Here is a 19,918-nt window from a genome sequence, read left to right as displayed (position 1 = left end):
CCGGCCGGGCCCCGGCAGCACGACCGCGGCACCTCGTACGGACCGGGCCGGTCCGGTCCACGGCATCGCCGGAACAGGAGCACGCCCATGCGCCTCTACGCCCAGACCCCAGCGCGCCGGACCCGTCAGGTGGTCGCCGACCTGATCGCCGTGGCCCTGATCGCGGCCGCGGTGAAGTTCGCCCTCGTCGTCCACCACGCGATCATGCTGCTGGCCGAGCCGGGGCGAAAGGCCCAGAGCGCGGGCGACAGCCTCGCCGGCGGCCTCGACGACGCCGGTGACGCGGCGTCGAAGGTGCCCTTCGTCGGGAGCTCCCTGAAGAAGCCGCTCCTTTCGGCCGCCGACGCGGCGACGGGCCTCTCCGACGCCGGCCAGTCGCTGGAGGACCTGGTGGGCCGGGTGGCCACACTGGCGGCGGTGGCCCTGATTGTCCTCTCCGTGTCCATCGTCCTGGTGCTGTGGCTCCCGCCGCGGCTGATCTGGATCCGGCGCAGCGCCACCACCCGCCGTCTGCTGGACGCTCCCGGAGGCGCGGACCTGCTCGCCCTGCGCGCCCTGACCGGCCCGCAGCGCGATCTCGCGGCGCTTCCCGCCCCGCCCGGCGGTCTCGCCGACGGCTGGCGCCGGGGAGACCAACAGGTGATCGCGGACCTGTCGAGGCTGTCGCTCAGGCAGGCTGGCCTCCGGCCGTGACGGGGGCCTCCAGTGCCTCGCCGCCCATAACGCAGGCCCCCGAGCCGGCCGCACGGAGAACAGCAGGGCCGGGGGCGGCGCCTGCGGCACGCTCCGAAAACCGGTCGCGACCGCTTCCGGCGACGGATAGACAGGGGCGATGACGAGCGAGAACTCCGGTACCGGTCAAGCGGGCCGTACGGGCCTGGTGGTGACGGTCACCGAGGCGGAACCCGTGGTCCGGGCGTGCCGGGACCGGCTCGACCCGGCCGTCCGTTCTGGGATACCGCCCCATGTCACCGTGCTCTTCCCCTTCCTCCACGAGAGCCGCCTCGACGGCGGGACGCTGGCCGAAATCGAGGCGGTGATCGGACGTCACCGGCCCTTCGAGGCCCGGTTCGGGGACTTCGGGCGGTTTCCCGGCACCCTGTATCTCGCCCCGCGGCCGGACGCCCCGTTTCGCGCGCTGACCGAGGCCGTCGTGGACCGGTGGCCCGAAACCCCGCCGTTCGGCGGCGAGTTCGACGAGATCGTGCCGCATCTGACCGTCGCCCAAGGCCAGGACGAGGCCGTCCTGGACGGGGCCGAGGCCGACCTTCGGGACCGGCTCCCGTTCGTCACCCGTGTCGCGTCGGTCGACCTCATGGTGCACGACGGATCGCGGTGGCGAACGAGGGCGTCGTTCGCGCTCCGGTGAGAACGGCGGAGGGCAAAGGAGGGCAAGGGGCTGCCGGGTTCAGCTCAGCGGTTTGTGCATGACGATGCAGGGACGGCCGTACTGACGATCGGTGCGCCGGTCGATCTCCTGCCAGCCCAGGGAGCTCCAGAAGGCCAGCGACGCGGGCCTGTTCTCCAGAACCGCCAGCCTGATGCCGTCCCGGTGCTCGCGCCGGTAGCGTTCCTCGACCAGCCCGGCCAGCCGCTGTCCGATCCTCTGCCGGTGCAGGCTCCCGTGCACCAGGAGCAGGCCGATCCACGGATGGCCGTCGGTGGGATGGCGGTCGAGCAGGCACACCAGACCCACGATCCGGTCCCGCTCGTCCCGGGCGAGCAGGACCTCGCAGCCCTCGGTGCCCGCCTCCTCCCGGAGATCCGCCTCGATCCTGTCGGCCGGAACGTCCTCGGGGTCGTACTCGCCGGCGGCCCGGCAGTACTCCGGGTTGCTCGCGTAGAGCTGGACCACCTCGGCCATCTCCTGCGACGAGAAGCGGAGCGGTGTGAGGATCAGCGATGACATTCCGGCAGGCTAACCAGCCGCCGGGGCGGCCGCTACACGGATACGGCCGGGTCGGCCGGGTCGCCGGCGAGGAGTGAGCGCAGCGGCGCGGTGTCGGGTGTGTCGGACACGGCCGCGTCGAGGGCGTTGTCCAGGCCCGCCTCCCACCGCTGCGGCAGGGCGAGTCCGGGCAGCCCCGACCACCCGGTGTCGGGGGTCGCACTTCCGTTGCCGACCAGGTGGAGATGGACCAGGCCGGCAAGGGCGTCGAAAATCGTGGGCCGGATGAAGTTCCGGGCCGACGCCCCGGTCAGCCGGGCCGCCTGGGGAGGCTTGGGCAGGCGGTCGGCGACCTCCGGCCACAGCAGTCCGCGGTCGATCGCGTCCAGCACCTCGTCGAGGCCGGGCAGGGCGGGTTCCTCCCGCACGGCGGTGACGCCGGTCGGATCGGCGCTCGCCGGAGCCCCGGCCGGGGCCGTGGAGCGCAGCACCCTGGCTACGGCCACCCGCAGCGGCCGGGACCATTCCTCGGCGTCGGCGAGGGCACGGGCCAGGACGAGGTCCTCCCAGCTCATACGGGGCAACCGCGCGACCTCGTCCGACAGCCCCCGCGCCTCCATCGCGACGAACACACCGTCCAGGTCGCGCAGCAGGTCGAGGGCGGCGGGGCCGTCCGCGCCGTCGGGCCGGCCGTCGGCGCTCAACTGCTCGATCCGGGCGATCCGTTCGGCGTCCGGCGGGTGCGAGTCGTAGCGGTGCGGGCGCGGGGGACGCGTCCCGGTGGAGAGCGCGGTGAGGCGTTCACCGGGCCGGGCGGCGAGCAGGCGGCGGAATCCGCCGTACACCTCGCCCACCGGAGGCAGCGCTCCCAGCGGCTGTCCCATGCCCGCGTACGTCTTCAGGTAGTGGGTGTGGGCGGCGAGGAGGACCGGCCGAGCGCGCAGGGTCGCGGCTGTCGCGTCCCGGCCCGCGTGCTCGGCGGCCATCCGGTCCGCGGCGAGTTCCCGGTCACGCGCGACGGACTGCGAGGTGCGGAGGAACATGTGGGCGTAGCGGACGTACAGGCCGCCGATCGCCTGGTGGAAGGCGGTGCTGCCCTCCTGGAACATCTCCACCGTGTGGAGTACGGCTTTCCGGCCGCGCATCGTGAGAGCGCCGAGCCGTTCGTCGCGGTCGCTGTAGTGCCCGAACTCGTGGGCGAGGACGGCGCGCAGCCGGGGCACGGTCAGGCCGGCGAGCAGCGGCAGGCCCAGCAGCATCCGGCGCCGTCCGGGCAGCAAGCCCAGCAGGCGGCTCTGTTCGGCGAGCCCGGCGTTCACCTCGGCGACCAGGTACAGCTCGTCCGGCGGCCGCTCGCCCGCCGCCTCGGCGGCGGCCCTGATCTCGGCCCACAGCTCGGGCTGATCGTCCGGGCCGACGGCGACGCCCTGGTCCATACGTCCGAGGCGTCCGGCCCGCAGGAAGGTGAACATGCCCCCGCAGGACGACCAGCGCCAGCAGCACGGTGACGGCGATGATCATGCCCTCGAATCGGGCCGCCCGGGCGGTGAGCAGGCGGGTCACCAAAAGCCAGTCCAGCCCCGCCATGGCGGCCAGAAGCACGACGCCGATCAGGAAGAAGCCGGCGAGCAGCAGGACGGCGCGCAGGGCGCGCGGACGGAACGGCATCGGAGTCCCCCCACGGAACACGGCGGCCCGGACGGGCCGAGGGCGATGCCGGATCCTAACCAGTGGCCGGAAACCGCCTGTCCGGCGGGTGATGGTGTGACGCGGGTCGCATCCCCGCATGTCACACACGGCCGGGCTGCCTCGTCCTGGGGGTGACGACGACGAACGAGAGGGGCCCACGATGGACGCGCGACTGGACTACTTCGCCGACCCGACGGCCGGCAAGGCGCTCAAGTACCTGATGTCGGCCGGAAGGACGCTGAAGGACTCCGCGCTGCCGGCCGCGACGCAGGAGCTGGTGGCGCTGAGGGTGAGCCAGATCAACGGGTGTGCCGTCTGCATCGACATGCACACCAAGGAGGCGGCGGCCGCCGGGGAGACCTCGGTGCGGCTCAACCTGGTCGCGGCCTGGCGGGAGGCCACGGTGTTCACCGAGGCCGAGCGCGCCGCCCTGGAACTGGCGGAGGCGGGCACCCGGGTCGCGGACGCGGCACCGGGAGTCGGCGACGCGGTGTGGGAAGGCGCCACCCGGCACTACGACGGCGAACAGCTCACCGCACTGGTGATGCTGGTCTCCTTCATGAACACGGTGAACCGGCTGAACATCATCACCCGGCAGCCCGCCGGGGACTACCGGCCCGGACAGTTCCACTGAGAAGCGTGGGAAGGGAAACCCCGTGAACAAGGCCGAGGAGTTCGAGGAGTTGCGCGGGCTGCTGTTCTCGATCGCCTACCGGATCCTGGGCAGCGTGAGCGAGGCCGAGGACGCGGTGCAGGAGACCTGGCTCCGCTTCGACCGCTCCACGACGCCGCCCGCGTCGGCCAGGGCCTTCCTGTCGGCCACGGTGACCCGGGTGTCGATCGACGTGCTGCGCTCCGCGCGCGTACGTCGGGAGCGGTACGCGGGGCCCTGGCTGCCCGAGCCGCTGCTGGACGATCCGTACCAGGATCCGCAGCGCTCGGCGGAGCTGGCCGACTCCGTGTCGATGGCGGCCCTGCTCCTGCTGGAACGGCTCAGCCCGCTGGAGCGGTCCGTGTTCGTGCTGCGGGACGTGTTCGCCTTCGGCTTCGACGAGATCGCGGCGGCGGTGGGCCGTTCGGAGGCGGCGTGCCGGCAGTTGCTGGTCCGGGCACGCCGCCACATGCGGGAGGGCCGGCCGCGCTTCGAGGCGGACCGCCGGGAGCGGCGCGAACTGGCGGACCGGTTCTTCGACGCGCTGCGGGACGGCGACGTGGACGCCCTGCAGAGCCTGCTGGCGGCCGATGTGCACATGGTCGGGGACGGCGGCGGCAACGCCCCGAACCTGGCCCGGGCCGTCGTCGGCGCGCGGAACGTGGCGCGTCTGCTCGCCTCGGCGTTCCCCGTGATGGCCCGGATCAACGTGACGTTCGAGCCGCACGAGGTCAACGGCCAGCCCGGCGCGGTCTTCCGTGCCCCGGACGGCCGCATCCTGCACACGCTGGCCCTGGACGTGCTCGACGGCCGGATCCAGGCCATCCGCTCGGTCCTCAACCCGGACAAGCTCGGCCATCTGGGCCCGGTGGCCGACGCCTGGGCGGTCCACCGAGAGGTCCAGGCGGCCCGCCGCCGGACGAACTGACACCGTCCACCCTGGCGAGCGGGTTTCCCCGGGTCAGCCGTGCCGCAGCAGGAACGCACGGCTGACCCGCTGCAGTTCCTCGTCGTTCTCGACGCCGTGGAACCGGCCGCCCCGGCGGGGACGTGCCAGTTCCGAGCGGACGAGGGGCACGGCAGGAGCCGCCGCCGGCCCCATCCGGTCGAGGCAGGCGATCACGTTGTCGGCGGTGAACTCGTTCGTCCGCCAGGCGTCGAGCAGGGTCTCCAGGACCTGCGGCGCCTCGTCCGGGCCACCGATGTCCCACAGGGCGGTGGCGGCGTGGACGCGGGTCCACTCGTACCCGGCGGTGAGCATCCGCCTCAGGCGCGGCACGACGCGGGACGCGGCTGGGCCGATACGGCCGAGAACATCGGCGGCCTCATGCTCGCAGTGGGAATCGAGCAGGTCCTCCAGGAGCGGCAGAACTTCCTCCGGGCGTCCCTCGATCGCCCACAGCGCGCCCGCTGCGGCCACCCGGACCGCCGGATCGCGGGTCCCGGTCACGCTCCGGATCACCCCGAGGGCGGGAGCGCCCGCCGGCCCGAACGCGGCGAGTGCGTTCAGCGCCGTGGCCGCCGTGGGCCACTGCACGGAACGCATCGCGGCGGTCACGGTCTCCGCGATCACGGGTACGGCCGACGCGTCACCGAGGCGACCCAGCGCGGACAGCACGGCCGACACCCCCATGTCGGCGTGCTCCGGCGACCGTTCGAACCGCTCCAGTTCCCGGCACAGCCGCGGCACCAGCTGTCCGGCGGCCGCCGGAAGCGAAGCGGCCACCTGCACGGCTCGCCAGGCGTCCACGCCCGTGTCCAAGGCCACCAGAAGGCTGGGCAGCGCACGCGGGTCGCCGAGGCGGGCCAGCGCCATGACCGCCTGCTGATGCGCCCGCCGCACGGACGGATCCGGCATGGCCCACACCTCCGGGCCGTGCGCGGTGCGCTGGGCCTCGACAAAGTCGGCGAGCGGTTCCCGTGCGGGTTCGGCTATCCGGGCGACGGTACGGAGGGTCTCGGCCACCTCGGCGGCGGTGTACGGATCGTTCGTCACCAGGCGGTCGGCGAGCCTCATGAGCAGCGCGGTGTGGTCGCCGCGCCAAGAGGTCATGACCTCCTTGGCCATGCGTATCGCGTCGTGGCGGACGCCCGGGTCGGGGCTGTCGAGCTGTTCGGCGAGGAGGGCGCTCCGCTCGGGCACCCGGGAGTCCAGCACCTCGTGCAGGGCCCGGAGCAGCGGTGTGGCGGGCGAGTGGACGAGCTGGGACCGGTCGAGGTCTTCGAACGCGGCGAGGACCTGCGGCGGGACGCCCGGCGACGGCGCGGTGGGAGGGGCGACCTCCGGTGCCGTGCAGGCCGGGTCACGGGGCTGCGAGCCGACGCCGGGGGCAGCACCGGCTTCGGACACGGCTTCAGACTCGGGCTCGGCACCGGGGTGGGCACCGGCATCGGCCTCCGCGTCGGTACCGGAACCGGCGCCGGTGGCGGTACCGTCCACGATGGTCCCGCATCCGTTGCCGCCGCCTTCAGGCACCTCCTTCACAACGACGGGGATCCGTCGCAGCAGGCCGATCGCCGTCGGTACCAGTTCCTCGTCGATGAGGTCCGGCGCGCACCTCGCCCGCTGCACCACTGCGGCGAGCCGCACCACCGGTTCGGTCGTCACGTCGCCCGCAAGGCCGTCGAACCACGCCGTCGCGGTCTCCGCCGCCTCCGGGAGCCGCAGCGCGAGCGTGGCCATGGCCTCAACGATCGGCAGCCGCTCCCGGACACCGCGCTCCGCGGACATCCGGTCGCGCAGCAGCCCGGCCGCCCGACCGGCGTCGTCGATGAACAGCCCCAGCCCTTCCACAGCCGCCCGGCGCACCGCCGCGTCGTCGTCCGCCGCGTAGGAGACGAAGGCGTCCGCCCGCTCGCGGACGACCACGGCGCTTCCGGCGTAGCCCATCTCGCCGCCGTAGTCGTACATGCAGCGTTCGACGGCATGGCGCCCGATGCTGACCACCAGTTCGACGACGGACGCGCGGTCCGGCGTGCCGGGGTCGTCGGCCAGCGCGAACAGGAACGGCAGACTCGCCGTCGTACAGACGTACACGTCCCCCTGATGGTGCACCGCGCCGTAGAAGTCGCTCAGTGCTCCATCGCGGACGGAACGGTCCATCGAGGCCATCGCCCTGAGCCATCCCGGAATCTCGTCCGCCTGGCCGTACGCATGGTTCATCGAGGACCAGTCGATGACGTCGAGTTCGTTGATCATGGCCGGAAGTGTGCAGCAGGCCACTGACAACGCCGTGCCGGTCACGGCCGCCCAGACATTTCGCTGTGGTCACAGGGCGCCCGCGGTGTGAAAAACCACCCGCGCCGCCCGGGCCGTCGCCGGTTCAGCCGGTCCGTCGCCGGTGGGTGCGGACAGAGGGCCGGAACAGGCCCAGGCGGGCGTTGTGCTCGCGCTGCCGCTCGGCCACGGCGCGGGCAGGTTTCAGCACGATCCGCTGCAGCCGCCGTGCCGCCTCGAGATGGTCGGCGGTCCACACGACCCGGATGGCGTCCGGTGACTGCTCGCTCCGCTCGTCGACGAGGTCGCGCTCGACCGCGTGGATCAGCCGTTCGTCGGCCCCGACGTCCCTGGGCAATGCCTCGGGCACGTCACCGAACCCGGTCATGGCGTTCGCCGTCGCCTCGTACCAGGCAAGCAGTGCGTCCCCCGAGCGATCGATCTCCGAGCGGGCGGCGGTGCGATCGGAACCCGACCGGCCCTGATCACGGTCCCACAGGTCGAGTACGGCGTCGGCGGTGAGCCGGAGCACGGCGACGGCCGTCACCAGAGTCGTGACGTCCGTCAGCGGAAGGTGCTTGGTGCCGCGTTCCGCGAGGAACCCCCGGAAGGCGTCGTCCAGCCGCCGGGCCGCCGCGGCGGCCCGGCGGCGTTCCTCGTCCGGGAGCGGCGCGGTCCGTACGAGGCTGTCGCAGCGGGTCACTCCGTAGCCGATCGCGCCGCGCAGATACCGGGCGCTCTCCGAGAACCCCTCCGCGAGGGCGTGACCGAGGAGGGGCGCGGCGCCGCGGGGCCAGAACAGGGTTCCCACGACGACGCTCACGGCGCATCCGATGGCGACGTCCTCGATCCGTACGATTCCCACGCTCCAGCCGACGGGTTCGAGGAGGTTGAACAGGATCAGGATCGAGACGGTGAAGCCGGCCTGGCCCGCGGCGAAGGAGATGGCCGCCGGGGCGAGGCCGGTGAAGAGCACGGCGACGGGGAGCAGGATCCAGAGGAACGTGGTGGTCGATCCGATCAGATGGATCAGTCCACCGCCGATGAGGATGCCGACCGCGGTACCGGCGATGGCCCTCAGCGAGTTCTGCCCGGTGAGTACGGCGCTCGAGCGCAGAACGGCCAGGGTTCCGAAGACCACCCAGAAGCTGTGTTGCACCCCCGACCGCTCCGCGACCAGCACGGCGAGAGCCAGCGCGATCGCGCCGCGGACACTGTTGCGCAGCCAGGCGGAGTGCCGCTCGGTGTGCGCGCCGGCGCGTTCCTGGGCCGAGATCAGGGGCGAGGAAGCCCCTTCGGGACGTTGTCCGATGAGCCGTTGCCACAGCGTGCGCCCGCGCGCCACGAGGATGAGTTCGACGTTCCTGGCGATGGCGGAGACGGCGAAGCTCATCTCCTGGGCGCGGAAGCTCGGTTCCAGCGAGCTCACGAAGCGTGTGACGGTCGAGTCGGGGCGACGGTCGGCCCGGGCCTGCTCGGCCTGGGGCTGCTCGACCCGCGGCTGCTCGGCCTGGCGGCCATCGGTGGTGACCGGCCGGAACGAGGTGACGGTGTTCTCCATCGCCGACCGGGTCAGGGCGAGGCGTTCCTGCAACGGAATCAGGTGTCCGGGCTCCTGGTCCTCCGTCGCGGACAGCGCCTCCGCGCTCGCTCGCAACAGGTCCCCGGCGGCCGTCTTCACCCCGCAGACGACCACGTCCGAGGGGGTCACGCGCTCGCCCACCGAGACGCGGTCCAGGATCGTCGCGAGCAGCAGCACCTCGTCGACCAGGCGGATCAGGACGCGGGTGGACGTGGCGAGACCGGTCGGCCGGTAGGGGGTGGCGAAGTACGCCTCGCGCAGTGCCGTCACCGCGTCGTTCGCCTCGTCCACGATCGTGCCGAGCGCCGTGCGCTCCGCTGTGCCGAGGCCGCGCAGTACGCAGTCCGCCTCGGCCCTGAACTGCAGAGCCAGCGCTCGGCACGCGTTCGCGGTGGCGTCCCGCAGCGGCTCGCGCACGGGAGTGGGCCACAGCAGCCGGACGGCCAGGAGCGAGGTCACGCCGGCCAGGCCCCAGCCTGCGAGCCGGTCCGGGATCGCCGCTGCCGTCCCGGGGAGGGTGGCGGCCAGGACGAAACTCACGAGCAAGGAGGTGGAGGCACCCGCCACGGCCGAGCTCACCACACCGGAGAACAGCACGAGGAAACTGACGACCGCTGTTGCGAGGGTGCACAGCCAGACGCCACGGGACACCAGCGTGCCGAGCGAGATCAGCACGGCTCCCGTCACGACGAGGGCGGCCTGTTCGACGAGCCGGTCGCGCATGGACCCGGCGAACTCCACGAACAGCAGCATCGCGATCGATCCGAACGCCGCGAAGAGCGGGACGACCGGACTGTCCGTGATCGCCATCGCTACGGCGAAGAGCCCCGGAGCGACGATCGCGGCTCTCACAGACCTGCGGAGCGCAGCATGACCCACGTCGCGCCGAAGCAGGGACCGTAGGACGTTCACGGCAGACGCCTCCCAGACACATCCGGTCTCTCGCACCTCACGTCAATCCGACGCCTTGCCCTATGAAGACACGTCAGGCTCCGACTCCGGGGGCGCGCGACACGCCCGCGTGTCGTGTCGAGGCCGGTCGAACCGGGTCAGGGCTCCGGTGCTGCTTCGTCTGCGTCGCCGCGTAGACATCGTTCAGCGCGTGCCCTGTGTCGTGGCGATGCCCGACGCCTCTCGAAGGGCGGCCGACCTCTGAGTGCGGCCGTCAGGCGCGTGCATGCTCGAACTCCTCGACCCACGCCCACCGGCAGTCCTCAACGTGGGCGATCACGGGGATCAGGGCCGGTGCCGGTGGGGTTCGTTGTCCGCGGCGCCCCAGGCGAGCAGTGCGAAGCCCAGGGCGAAGGCGACCATTGTCCAGACGCCGCGTGGCCAGAAGATATGACTGTCCACGAAGGACCAGCCGGCGCCGAGGAGTACCGCCGTGCCGGGCAGGATCCGCACTCCGTGCTTCGGGAACAGTGCGGCCGCCGTGGCGGCGACGGCGCCGATGAGGGCGTACACGCCGACGTGTCCGAGGAGCTCTCCCGTGTCGTACAGCGGGTGCTTGACCGGTCCGATGCTCGCCGTCGGACCGACGTGCCCGACCGCGGTCCCCGCGGCTATGCCGGCGATCGCGTCGAGTCCGGTGTAGAAGACCGCGTAGCCGAAGGCACCCGCCCAGGCCACCACCGTGGCGACGCCCGCGAGGCCGGGTCGGGGCCGATGCCACAGCGGTATCAGGAGGCCGACGGTGAGCAGCGGGAAGACCGGCAGGAGCGCGATGTGCATCCCGGTCCAGTGCGAGGCCGTCGAACGGAACAGCCCGTGCGGATGTGTGAGCCCCGCAGCGGCCAGCACCAGTGGGGCGGCGGTGGCAAGAGCGATCTTTCGTATGGTCAACACGGCAGTGAGAGTAGGGCCGTTGATGCCCCGGCGAGAGGCGCGTAAGGGTTCCGTAAGACATCGGCCGTGGCGCGGGCCACCGCTTCGCTCCGCGCCGGACACGGTCCTTACGAGAGTCTGACGCGGCCACAGTTCCCTGTCGTCACACCTCTCCCACCGTCCACTCTGGTGCGGCCCACAAGGCCGTGGGCCGACCCGTGAAGACACCTCACAAGGATGGGAAGCGCCGATGGACAGCACCCCCGAGAGCCATGGCCGTACGACCCGCCCCGCCGCCGTCCGGGGCGGTCACCGGGCGAAGTCGCGAACTCGGCGGATCATGATCGGTGGCGGGGCTCTTGCAGCCGCCGCGGCGGCCACGGTCGCTGTGACCGTGGCGTCGGCCAGTCAGCCCTCAGGAAGCACGCCCGGAGCCGACCACGCCGTCTTCGTCCAGGGCAACGAGCTGGGCGGCAACACCATCCATGTGTTCGCCCGTGGCGACGACGGCACGCTGAGCGCCTCGGGCACCTACGCCACCGGCGGCAAGGGCGGCGACCAGGTCGACGCCCCGACCGACTCGCTCGCCTCCCAAGGCTCCCTCGTCTACGACGACGCCTCGGGGATGCTGCTGGCGGTCAACGCGGGCAGCGGCACGGTGACCTCCTTCCGAGTCGAGGGAAGCCGACTGAAGGATCGGCACGTTGTGAGCGCAGGCGGCGCGTTCCCCGCCTCCATCGCCGTACACGGACGGGTCGCGTACGTCATGAACGCGGGCGGACGCGGCAGTGTCCAGGGCTTCGAGATATCCGGTGAGGGACTGCGGCCGCTGGCCGGGTCCCGCCGCTCGCTGGGTCTGGACAACAAGGACATCCCCTTGTTCTCCAGTTCTCCCGGCCAGGTGGCGTTCACTCCGGACGGGGGCGCCCTCGTCGTCACCACCAAGTCCGCCAACACCGTCGAAGTCCTCCCCCTGAAGCGGAGCGGACTGCCGGCCGTCGCCGCACCGATCGTCAACAAGTCGGCCGGCGCCGTCCCGTTCGCGATCACCTTCGACGCGACCGGGAGGCGCATGCTCGTCGCCGAGGCCGCGAAGTCCACGGTCACGACCTACAAGGTTCGGCACGACGGCACCCTGAAAGTCCTTCAGAAGCCCCTGCCCAACGGCCAGGAGACCCTGTGCTGGCTCGAGCGCGCGGGGGACCACTTCTACGGCGGCAACACCGGCAACTCCACCGTCACCGGCTACCGCATGAACAGGCACGGCCGGCTCTCGCTGACCAACGACGTGGGCATCGCCACGCCGCCCTCGGCCAGGTCGCAGGGCGTGATCGATCTCGCGGTGACCAGGGACGAGCGGTTCGTCTACGTCCAGAACGCCGTCTCCGGAACCGTCGACGGCTTCCGCGTCAAGACGGACGGCCAGCTCACCAAGGTCACGACAGCCGGCACGGGCCTGTCCCCCTTCGGCGAATCCGGTATGGAAGGCATCGTCGCCGTCTGATCCACACCGACTCCCTGCTCCCGCGTCGAAAGGGGCCCGCACCCGCCGAGCCCCGGCGCGAGGTGCGGGGCGGACGGATACGGAGTGCCGAGCGCTCGCCTCGCTCGCCGCGCCTCCAGGGCGTTCGATCCCTGGAGGCTAGAGGGCGAAATACCGCAGCCACACATAGCCGAGGGAGATGGTCACCGTCACGGCAGTGACGATCAGACCGTACTTCGTGAACTGCCAGAAGGTGATGGGCTGACGGTTGCGTTCGGCGATGCCGAGGACGACCACGTTGGCCGAGGCACCGATCGCGGTGGCGTTGCCGCCCAGGTCGGCACCAAGGGCGAGGGCCCACCACATGACGTGGTCGCTGCCGCCGCCCATGTTGTGGACCAGATCGCCGGTGATGGGCGCCATCGTGGCGACGTAGGGGATGTTGTCCACCACACCGGACAGCATCGCCGAGGCACCCAGCAGGGTGAGGGAGCCGAGGAGCTCGTCGGTGCCGATGGCGTGGGCCAGCGTCTTGGAGACCGAATCGATCACACCGGTGTCGATCAGGCCGCCGATCATGACGAACAGGCCCGCGAAGAACGCCAGGGTGGGCCACTCGACCTCGGACAGGACCTCGCTCGTCTCGGCGCTGGAGACCGCGACGAGCAGTCCCGCCCCGAGCAGGGCGACGATGCTGGGCTCGTAGTGGAGCACCGGGTGCAGGACGAACCCGGCCACGACCAGGGCGAGGACGATCAGTCCCTGGACCAGCAGCCGGGGGTCCTTGATGGCCTCGCGTTCCTCCAGGGCCATGATCTCGCCGGCGCGGTCCTCGTCGTAGACGAACGACCTGCGGAACATCACCCGGCACAGCGCAACGAGGACGACGACCAGCAACGCGGCCAGCGGGGCGAGATGGACCAGGAAGTCGTTGAAGGTCAAGCCGGCCCGGCCGGCGATGATGATGTTCGGCGGATCGCCCACGAGGGTCGCGGTTCCGCCGATGTTGGAGGCGAACACCTCCGCGATGAGGAAGGGCGCGGCCGGCAGGGCGAGGCGTTCACAGACCAGCAGCGTGACCGGGACGATCAACAGAACCGTGGTGACGTTGTCGAGGAGCGCGGAAGCGGCCGCCGTGATGACGACGCATCATCATGCCCATGAGCAGGAAGATGACGTTCCAGTCGATGCCGGAGTCCTCGGAGTAGAACGCCGAGACGTCGTCGGTCGCCCCGATCGCCAGCATGAGGCCCGCGCCGGCGAGGGCCACCGCGACCCGATGGATCTTCTCGCTGATGATCAGTGCGTACGCACCGACGAACACGACGACCGCCGCCCAACTGTGCCAGTCGCTCACGCTGCTCCGATTCCTCCGAGGGGTTGAAAGGCGCTTCCTGCGGGAGACACGCCTGGCGGCGTCATCGGCTTGGCTTCCGGCAGGCGTCATCGCACCACGGCGTTGCCCTCCACCGGCAGGAGGACTCCGCGGCCCGGTCCGAGCTGCGGCTCCGGGCCGACCGTTCGGGACGCCGTACCGGCGGTGATGATCGGGGCGGAGGGACGATGGGGAGGGAGACAGAGAGTGATCCCCGGTCCGCCGCCCAGACTTCCCGGCACACCGCAGTGAACCTTACTGATTCTTGACGCATCCTTGGCAGGCCGTTGGCAGGCAGTCCGGGAGCGGCCAGGGCTGCCGGTTCCCGGCAAGGCGTGGGCCGCCGTGCAGGAGATCCCCGAGCCGCCGGTCAAGGTTCCGGGGCCGCATGAGGTGACGGTTCCGGGAACGTGTCAGGCGGAGCCGGTGGCAAGGAGGCGTTCGAGCAAGTGGGAGGCGGTGATGACGCCCAGGAGCCGCGCCCCCGTCGCGTCCTTCCCCACGACGGCCACCAGCGGAGAGCGGGCCTGCGCCATCTGCGCGGCGACCTCCAGCGCGGTGTCGTCCGGAGCGGCGACCACGGGCGGAGGTGTGGCCGTGGACAGGCAGTCGCGTACCTTGCGGCCCTTCAGCGCGGCGCACAGCCGGTCGGCGTGACGCTCGTCCACGACGGCCGCGAGGGTGGGGTCCTCGATGACGTATCCCGGCACCAGGGTCTTGATCATCTGGGAGGCCGGCAGAATCGCTTTCGGTGCGCCCTGTTCGTCCAGCACGAGCAGCGCGGGAAGCCGGTGGTCGGCCATCAGCCGCGCGGCGTCCATGGCGTCGCTGTCGAGACCGACCGTCTCGTACTCCTCCGCCAAGTCACGCGCACGCACGCCCGGCTCCCGTCTCGGTCCTGGTCACACCCGTGACCATCACCCGTCTTCGACGTCAGGTCCGAAGCGACAGGTGACAGGTGACAGGAGCACGATACAACCGGCCGGCGCGAGCGGGCCGGTCGGCAGGACGCGGCACCTTCGACCGACACGTTTCGTGCCGCTCGTACTACTCGTACTACTCGTGCTCGTGAGGCAGTCGCCCCCGGCACCCCATCGTGCGTCGGTCCCGGCGGACGAGGACGACCGTGCTGAACGCGACAATCACGAGGGCCGCGGCGAGCGGCAGGATGAAACCGGTCATCACGCCTCCTGTCCCCCGGCCGCGTACCGGGAGCGGGTGTCGGCGAGCACGGGCCGGGTGCCCGCGGCACGGGTGATGGCCGACTCGACGGCGGCGACCCGGTCCGCGAGCAGGCCGAGGGCGGCGACGGCGCGGTCGAGGGGGTCGCCGTCGGGGCCGCCGAGCGCTCGCGTGCGCAGGTACGCGGCCTTCACCGCGGCCCAACGGACGGCCTGTTCGGCGCTGAGCGTGCCCCGGAGTTCGGCCAGTTTGAGCAGGTTCGCCTCGGCCCCGTCCATGAGCGTCTGGGCCTCTGTCGTGTAGTGGTCGTCGATGACGGCGGCCAGCTCCGCGTCGTTCATGACGGGCTGGATGCGCTGGGCGATCTTGTTCACGTTGCGGTAGGAGCCCTGGAGGCGGAAGGGCGGTTCGGTGCGGGCGCCGTCGGACTGCGCGGCGGAGGCGATGTAGGCGGCGTTGACCGCGAGGATCGTGTCGCGCACGGTGAGCAGGTGGCGCAGGACGGACAGGATGCGCTCCAGTTCGGCTGGTGGGTAGGGGTGGGTGAGCCGGTCGGCCCGTACGTTCGGATCGGCGGCGGCGAGCCTGATCAGCAGGTCGATGTCGGCGTGATCGCGGCCGGCCAGTGGTGCGAGGGCCGGATTCGACGTGAGCGCGTTCTCGACGAAACTGAGGGCGAAGACGTCGTCCTTGCCCGTCAGTACGTCGCCGAGGTTCCACACGTCGGCACGGTTGGCGAGCATGTCGGGCACGTGGAAGCGGCTCCCGGACTCGGTGTAGGGGTTGGCCGCCATACAGACCGCGAATCGCTTTCCCCGCAGGTCGAAGGTGCGCGGTTCACCGTCCCATACGCCCTCCACGCGACGGGTGGTGTCGCACAGCGGGATGAACTTCTGCAGCAGCTCGGGCGAGGTGTGCTGGATGTCGTCGAGATACAGAAGGGTGTTGTTGCCCGCCGCCAGAGCGAAATTGATCTTTTCCACTTCCCTGCGGGCCGTGGCGTTCGGAGCCTCGGCCGGATCCAGCGAGGTGACGCCCCGGCCCAGCGCCGGACCGCTGACCTTGACGAGCAGGAGCCCGAGGCCGTCGGCGACGTACTCCACGAGCGTCGTCTTGCCGTAGCCCGGAGGGGAGACGAGCAGCAGGAGACCGCCCCTGTCGGTGCGTTGTGTCTCGCCGACCGTGCCGAGCTGCTTGGCGAGGTTGTCGCCGATGAGCGGCAGGTACACGTCGTCGATGAGGTGGCCCCGGACGAAGGACGCCATGGCTCGCGGCCGGTGGTCGGCCAGGCGCATGCGGGAGCGTTCGGCACTCGTCAGGGCGGTGCGGCGACGTTGGTGGGCGCGGAAGGCGGGGGCTTCCACCGCGCGGAATCCGTCCGTGCGGGCGAGGAACTCGTCGATCCGCAGGAGCAGGCGGCCATCGGCGACGCGCGGGTGCGTGCCGAGCAGTCCCTCGGCCGCGGCCGTCACGGGGGCGTCCGACTCGTAGCGGACCAGCGCCGGACACAGCTCCGCGGCCACCGCTTCGGTCAGGTCTCCCGGGTCGACGTCCGCTCCCGTGGAGGAGGCGTACGAGGTGAGCCACGCCTCGATGATCTGACGGCGGGCGGCGAGATCATCGAGGCCGGCCAGGTCTTCGCCGAAGGCCGAAGGACCGACGGTGTGGCGGAACTTGTCGAGCAGGGTGCGGGCGGCTCCGCTGATCACGAAGCCTTCGGGGCCGTGGGTGAGCTCATCGAAGAGATACGAGGCGGCGGCGGACGGGTTCCCCGTGTCGCCCGAGGACCATGTGCCCGCCGAGGACCATGTGCCGATCGCCGTCGCCAGCTCGCCCTCCAGCTCGGTGACGGCAGAGGCCGGGCCGAAGGTGTCCCGTGCCCGGGCGAGGGATACCGCGCGCAGCGTCCAGGTGGCGCGCGCCTCCGCGGTGGTGCCGTGGGCCCAGAACAGCTGGGCCGCGGCGCGGCAGGTGGCCGGGTGGCGCAGTGGGCCGGCCTGTTCGTACAGCGGGAGCAGCGCGGTCAGGATCACGGTGGCGTCGTGGTCGTGCACGCCGCGCTCGTAGCCCTCGTCGTACGCCTCTTCCGCGGCCTTCCGTACGAGAGCGGGGAGGGCTGCCTCCGTGAGGGCCTCAGGGCCGTGTTCCCCGAGCAGGCGGGCGGCCAGGTGCTCGGCGCGGTAGACCTCGGAAGACTCGGAGGGCAGGTTCCGGTCCCAGTAGGGGCGCGTCGCGGCGAAGTCCTGGTCGGTGACGGGTGAACGGTAGTCGGTGCCGGTGAGGGCGAAGGCGAGGCCGTCGGCGTGCGGCACCAGGGTGAGGTCGAGAGGCTGGGTGTTGACGGCGAAGTCGTGGCTGCCCAGGCGGATGGTGCGGCCGTCGTGGGAGTAGAGGTCGGTGCGGTCGCGCAGGGCGCGGGCCGCCTCCTGCCGGGCGGCTTTCAGTCGGCCTTCGAGCTCCTGCGCCCGTACGGTGTCACCGAGATCGCGCAATTCGTCCACTGTACGGCGCAGTTTGGCGACCATGGGGTCGGAGGCGAAGTACGTGGAGATCGCGTCGGGGTTCGGGAGCGTCCTGGAGCGTCGGGCGATCGTCTCCAGGACACGGGAGGCGGAGGTGGCCAGTTGGTCGGCTCGGCGGGCGCGGGCGTCGGCGAGTGTCTGCTTGCGGGCCGCGAAGACTTCGATGACCTCGGTGCGCTTGTCCTCCAGTTCGCCGAGGAAGGAGTCGAACTCCGCGAAGCGGGCTTCGAGGTTCTCCAGTCGCACCAGGATGCCGGCGAGTTGCTCGTCGCACGCGTCTGGGCCGGTGCTCACCGCGAGCGCCGCGGTGACCGACTGGCCCAGCAGGGCGAACTCGGCCGCGAACTCCGCCCGGCCCTCCCGGTCGAGCAGGGTTCGACGGCGCGCGTCGAGGGTGGCGCGGGCCCGGTTCAGAGCGCCCAGCACCTCGGCGACGCGCTCCAGCACGGACGTGCGGACCGTCGCGTCCGTGGTGTCGATCCCGGTGACGACCTCGGTCACCGTCCCCAGGCTCTCGGCGAGTTCGTGGATGCGGGCCGTGACCGCCGCGGCCTCGGCGACGGTGGTGATCGACTCGGCGTCCGCGAGAAGGTGTTCGACGTTCGTGCGGTGTCCGGCGAAGGCGTCCTCGCGGGCCAGGAATCCGACGGCGCGCTGCCCGAAGGCGGTGAGGTCCGCGGCCGCGTCGGCGGCGAGTGCGTCGACACGGGAGACGTCGCAGTGGCGCAGCTCTTTGAGGGTCAGCAAGTGGCCCTGGGCGTGACGGAGTTCCGTCAGACCGCCGATCCAGGCGGTCGCGTCGCGCGGGGTCTCACCGCGCAGTCGGCGCACCACCGCGGCGATCCGGTCGCGTGCCTCGTCGAGCGCGTCGGATGCCTGGCGTGTGAGGGCCAGGACGTTCTCGAACTCGGTCAGCACCTGTTCGGCGGTACCGCGCACGGCCTCCAGCGGGGTGAGCAGGTCGCCCAGCTCTTCGTCGCCCAGCCAGTGACAAGTGTCGGCCGCCCGGACACAGGCCGCGGCCAGGGCCTCGTACACCTCCGTCGTCGGTGTGGTCCCGGCGACGGCGCGGGTGACGGACAGGCAGGCGGAGATGCCGTGGACGAGGTCGGCGTTGCCGACGCGGGCCAGCGGCCCCGTGCCGGTGGGCGCGGTGGCGGCGTGGAGGTCGGACACGAACGGGGAGCGCCACAGCCGCAGGGGGTGGACGCGTGCCGGTTCCCCGCCGTCGGCGCCCAGCGCCATGAGGGTGCCGTCGTCGAAGAGCGCCGAGCCGTGGCACGACAGTGGTGTGGCGACCTCCCTGCGGATCATGTTGTAGGGCAGCAGCAGGCCCCGGCCCTCCGCGCGGGTACGGAACTCGTACAGCACGTCCTCGCCGTTGGGCGAGCGCACCTCACGCTCGAACTCAAGGCCCGTCGTGTTCAGGTCGTACGTCTTGTGGGCGCCCGTGGCCAGGCAGTATCCGCCGGGGAACACGATGCCCTGGTCGTCGGGCAGTCGGCGGCACGCCTGGCCGATGCCGTCGAGGCGGATCACGGAACGGGTGAGCGTGTTGAACACCAGGTACCGGTGGGCGTCCTCGTTGTAGGGGCGGACGCGCAGCAGGACGAGAGCGCCCACCCGGGCGTGGGCGATGTCCGCGTCGGCCAGCGACTGGAGCGGCTCGTCGACCGGTTCGCTGTGGATCACCTCCCCCGCTTCGGTGTCGTCGTCCACCGTGACGGTGAGGGCGCCGCCGACGGCCGAGACGAAGACCTCGCCCTGGACGGCAATGTGCGGCCGACGGCCGAGTACGTGGTCCGCGCGACTCGTCCCGGACCAAGCGAAGTCGTGGGACGGCGGGAAGACATGGTCGCGTTCCCCGTGCGCGTCCAGGAAGGAGGCCTGCCCGTCCGCGGTCAGTGCCCAGCGCAGTACTCGGATGTCCCCGGCCTTGTCTCCCGTCTGGAAGACGGCCAGCAGGCGGCCGTCCACACGGCGGAGCCGGAGCAGTCGGGTCTGCCGGAAGTAGCGGTACAGCGCGGCGAACTCCCGCACGAACCCCGGATCGTCGAGCAGGCCCGGGACCGCGTTCTCGGGGAGGCGGCTCAACTCCTCGTCGTACAGGGCGAAGACATCACCGACCGCCGTCTCCCGCCGGGCCTCGAGATGCGGAACGCCGCCGAACAGCAGGGTGTTCCCGACAGCGACGATGTCACGGGGCGCGCACGCGTTCTCGGTGCGCAGCCGTGCGGTGCCGCCGAGCTCCAGCCGTACCGCGCCGAACTCCTCGACACGGCGGGCGTTGAGCGCCTCGGCACGGGCGGCGAGTTCGGCGGCCTGGGTGGCGAGCCGGTCACGCAGCACCTCGTAGGTACCGATGTCGACGGCGTCGTACGGCCCGGCCCCGGGCGTCCCGGGCGTCGCCGTCGTCCCCGGCATCCCGGTCCGGAGGCCGATTGCCATGATGCGTGATTCCCTTCGGAGGTGTACGAGCCGGAGCCGCCGTCCCCTGCGCGGCG

Annotated in this window: 13 protein-coding genes and 1 pseudogene; 5 read left to right on the top strand and 9 right to left on the bottom strand. The window is 71.6% G+C overall.

From position 1 onward, the window contains the following. Positions 1–87 precede the first annotated feature (87 nt). Together IO36_RS24570 and IO36_RS24565 are read left to right on the top strand one after the other, a co-directional pair. On the top strand, positions 88–693 hold the full coding sequence (locus IO36_RS24570; protein WP_037623016.1) for a hypothetical protein: 606 nt from the start codon (positions 88–90) through the stop codon (positions 691–693). 139 nt (positions 694–832) lie between these two features. After that, entirely contained in the window at positions 833–1,369 is a 537-nt protein-coding gene (locus IO36_RS24565; protein WP_037623015.1) for a 2'-5' RNA ligase family protein, read from the top strand. Positions 1,370–1,408: 39 nt separating this feature from the next. On the opposite strand, the gene IO36_RS24560 is transcribed toward IO36_RS24565, so the two are convergent. Beyond that, positions 1,409–1,909, bottom strand: coding sequence for a GNAT family N-acetyltransferase (locus IO36_RS24560; RefSeq protein ID WP_037623012.1), 501 nt, complete (start codon positions 1,907–1,909; stop codon positions 1,409–1,411). Positions 1,910–1,941: 32 nt separating this feature from the next. Beyond that, a complete protein-coding gene (locus tag IO36_RS24555) occupies positions 1,942–3,360 on the bottom strand; it encodes a M48 family metallopeptidase (protein WP_051900904.1) in 1,419 nt (472 codons plus the stop codon). Between the two features lie 377 nt (positions 3,361–3,737). Between IO36_RS24555 and IO36_RS24550 the strand changes: the two genes are divergently transcribed. Next, entirely contained in the window at positions 3,738–4,211 is a 474-nt protein-coding gene (locus IO36_RS24550) for a carboxymuconolactone decarboxylase family protein (RefSeq protein WP_037623010.1), read from the top strand. Between the two features lie 22 nt (positions 4,212–4,233). Then, a complete protein-coding gene (locus IO36_RS24545; RefSeq protein ID WP_037623008.1) occupies positions 4,234–5,157 on the top strand; it encodes an RNA polymerase sigma-70 factor in 924 nt (307 codons plus the stop codon). A 33-nt stretch (positions 5,158–5,190) separates the two neighbouring features. Here IO36_RS24545 and IO36_RS24540 read toward each other — a convergent pair whose 3' ends face one another. The 3 genes from IO36_RS24540 to IO36_RS24530 all read right to left on the bottom strand — a co-directional run bounded on the left by IO36_RS24540 (position 5,191) and on the right by IO36_RS24530 (position 10,873). Beyond that, positions 5,191–7,428 carry a HEAT repeat domain-containing protein gene (locus tag IO36_RS24540; protein WP_037623005.1) on the bottom strand — a complete coding sequence of 746 codons (2,238 nt, stop codon included), beginning with the start codon at positions 7,426–7,428 and terminating at the stop codon, positions 5,191–5,193. Positions 7,429–7,552: 124 nt separating this feature from the next. Further along, positions 7,553–9,838 (bottom strand): FUSC family protein, encoded by a 2,286-nt coding sequence (locus IO36_RS24535; RefSeq protein WP_051900903.1) that lies wholly within the window; start codon positions 9,836–9,838, stop codon positions 7,553–7,555. A gap of 426 nt (positions 9,839–10,264) precedes the next feature. After that, on the bottom strand, positions 10,265–10,873 hold the full coding sequence (locus tag IO36_RS24530) for a hypothetical protein (RefSeq protein ID WP_037623004.1): 609 nt from the start codon (positions 10,871–10,873) through the stop codon (positions 10,265–10,267). 229 nt (positions 10,874–11,102) lie between these two features. On the opposite strand from IO36_RS24530, the gene IO36_RS24525 reads away from it, so the two are divergent. Continuing rightward, entirely contained in the window at positions 11,103–12,356 is a 1,254-nt protein-coding gene (locus IO36_RS24525) for a lactonase family protein (protein WP_078943410.1), read from the top strand. A 138-nt stretch (positions 12,357–12,494) separates the two neighbouring features. On the opposite strand, the pseudogene IO36_RS24520 reads toward IO36_RS24525, so the two are convergent. From IO36_RS24520 to IO36_RS24510, 4 genes and pseudogenes are all read right to left on the bottom strand, one after another. After that, positions 12,495–13,692, bottom strand: a pseudogene (locus IO36_RS24520) (SLC13 family permease). 431 nt (positions 13,693–14,123) lie between these two features. Then, complete coding sequence (locus IO36_RS24515; RefSeq protein ID WP_037623003.1) at positions 14,124–14,588, bottom strand: CBS domain-containing protein; 465 nt, start codon at positions 14,586–14,588, stop codon at positions 14,124–14,126. Between the two features lie 178 nt (positions 14,589–14,766). Further along, a complete protein-coding gene (locus IO36_RS48985) occupies positions 14,767–14,892 on the bottom strand; it encodes a hypothetical protein (RefSeq protein WP_280923750.1) in 126 nt (41 codons plus the stop codon). Next, positions 14,892–19,862 carry a DNA repair ATPase gene (locus IO36_RS24510; RefSeq protein WP_425535547.1) on the bottom strand — a complete coding sequence of 1,657 codons (4,971 nt, stop codon included), beginning with the start codon at positions 19,860–19,862 and terminating at the stop codon, positions 14,892–14,894. The genes IO36_RS48985 and IO36_RS24510 overlap by 1 nt, the downstream gene beginning before the upstream one ends. Positions 19,863–19,918: the final 56 nt, after the last annotated feature.

This window comes from Streptomyces aureus (assembly GCF_000725495.1).
GTDB classification, from domain to species: Bacteria; Actinomycetota; Actinomycetes; order Streptomycetales; family Streptomycetaceae; genus Streptomyces; species Streptomyces aureus_B.
The sequence above is the reverse complement of the archived record's forward strand: the minus strand, read 5'-3'. Positions and strand labels throughout refer to the sequence as shown.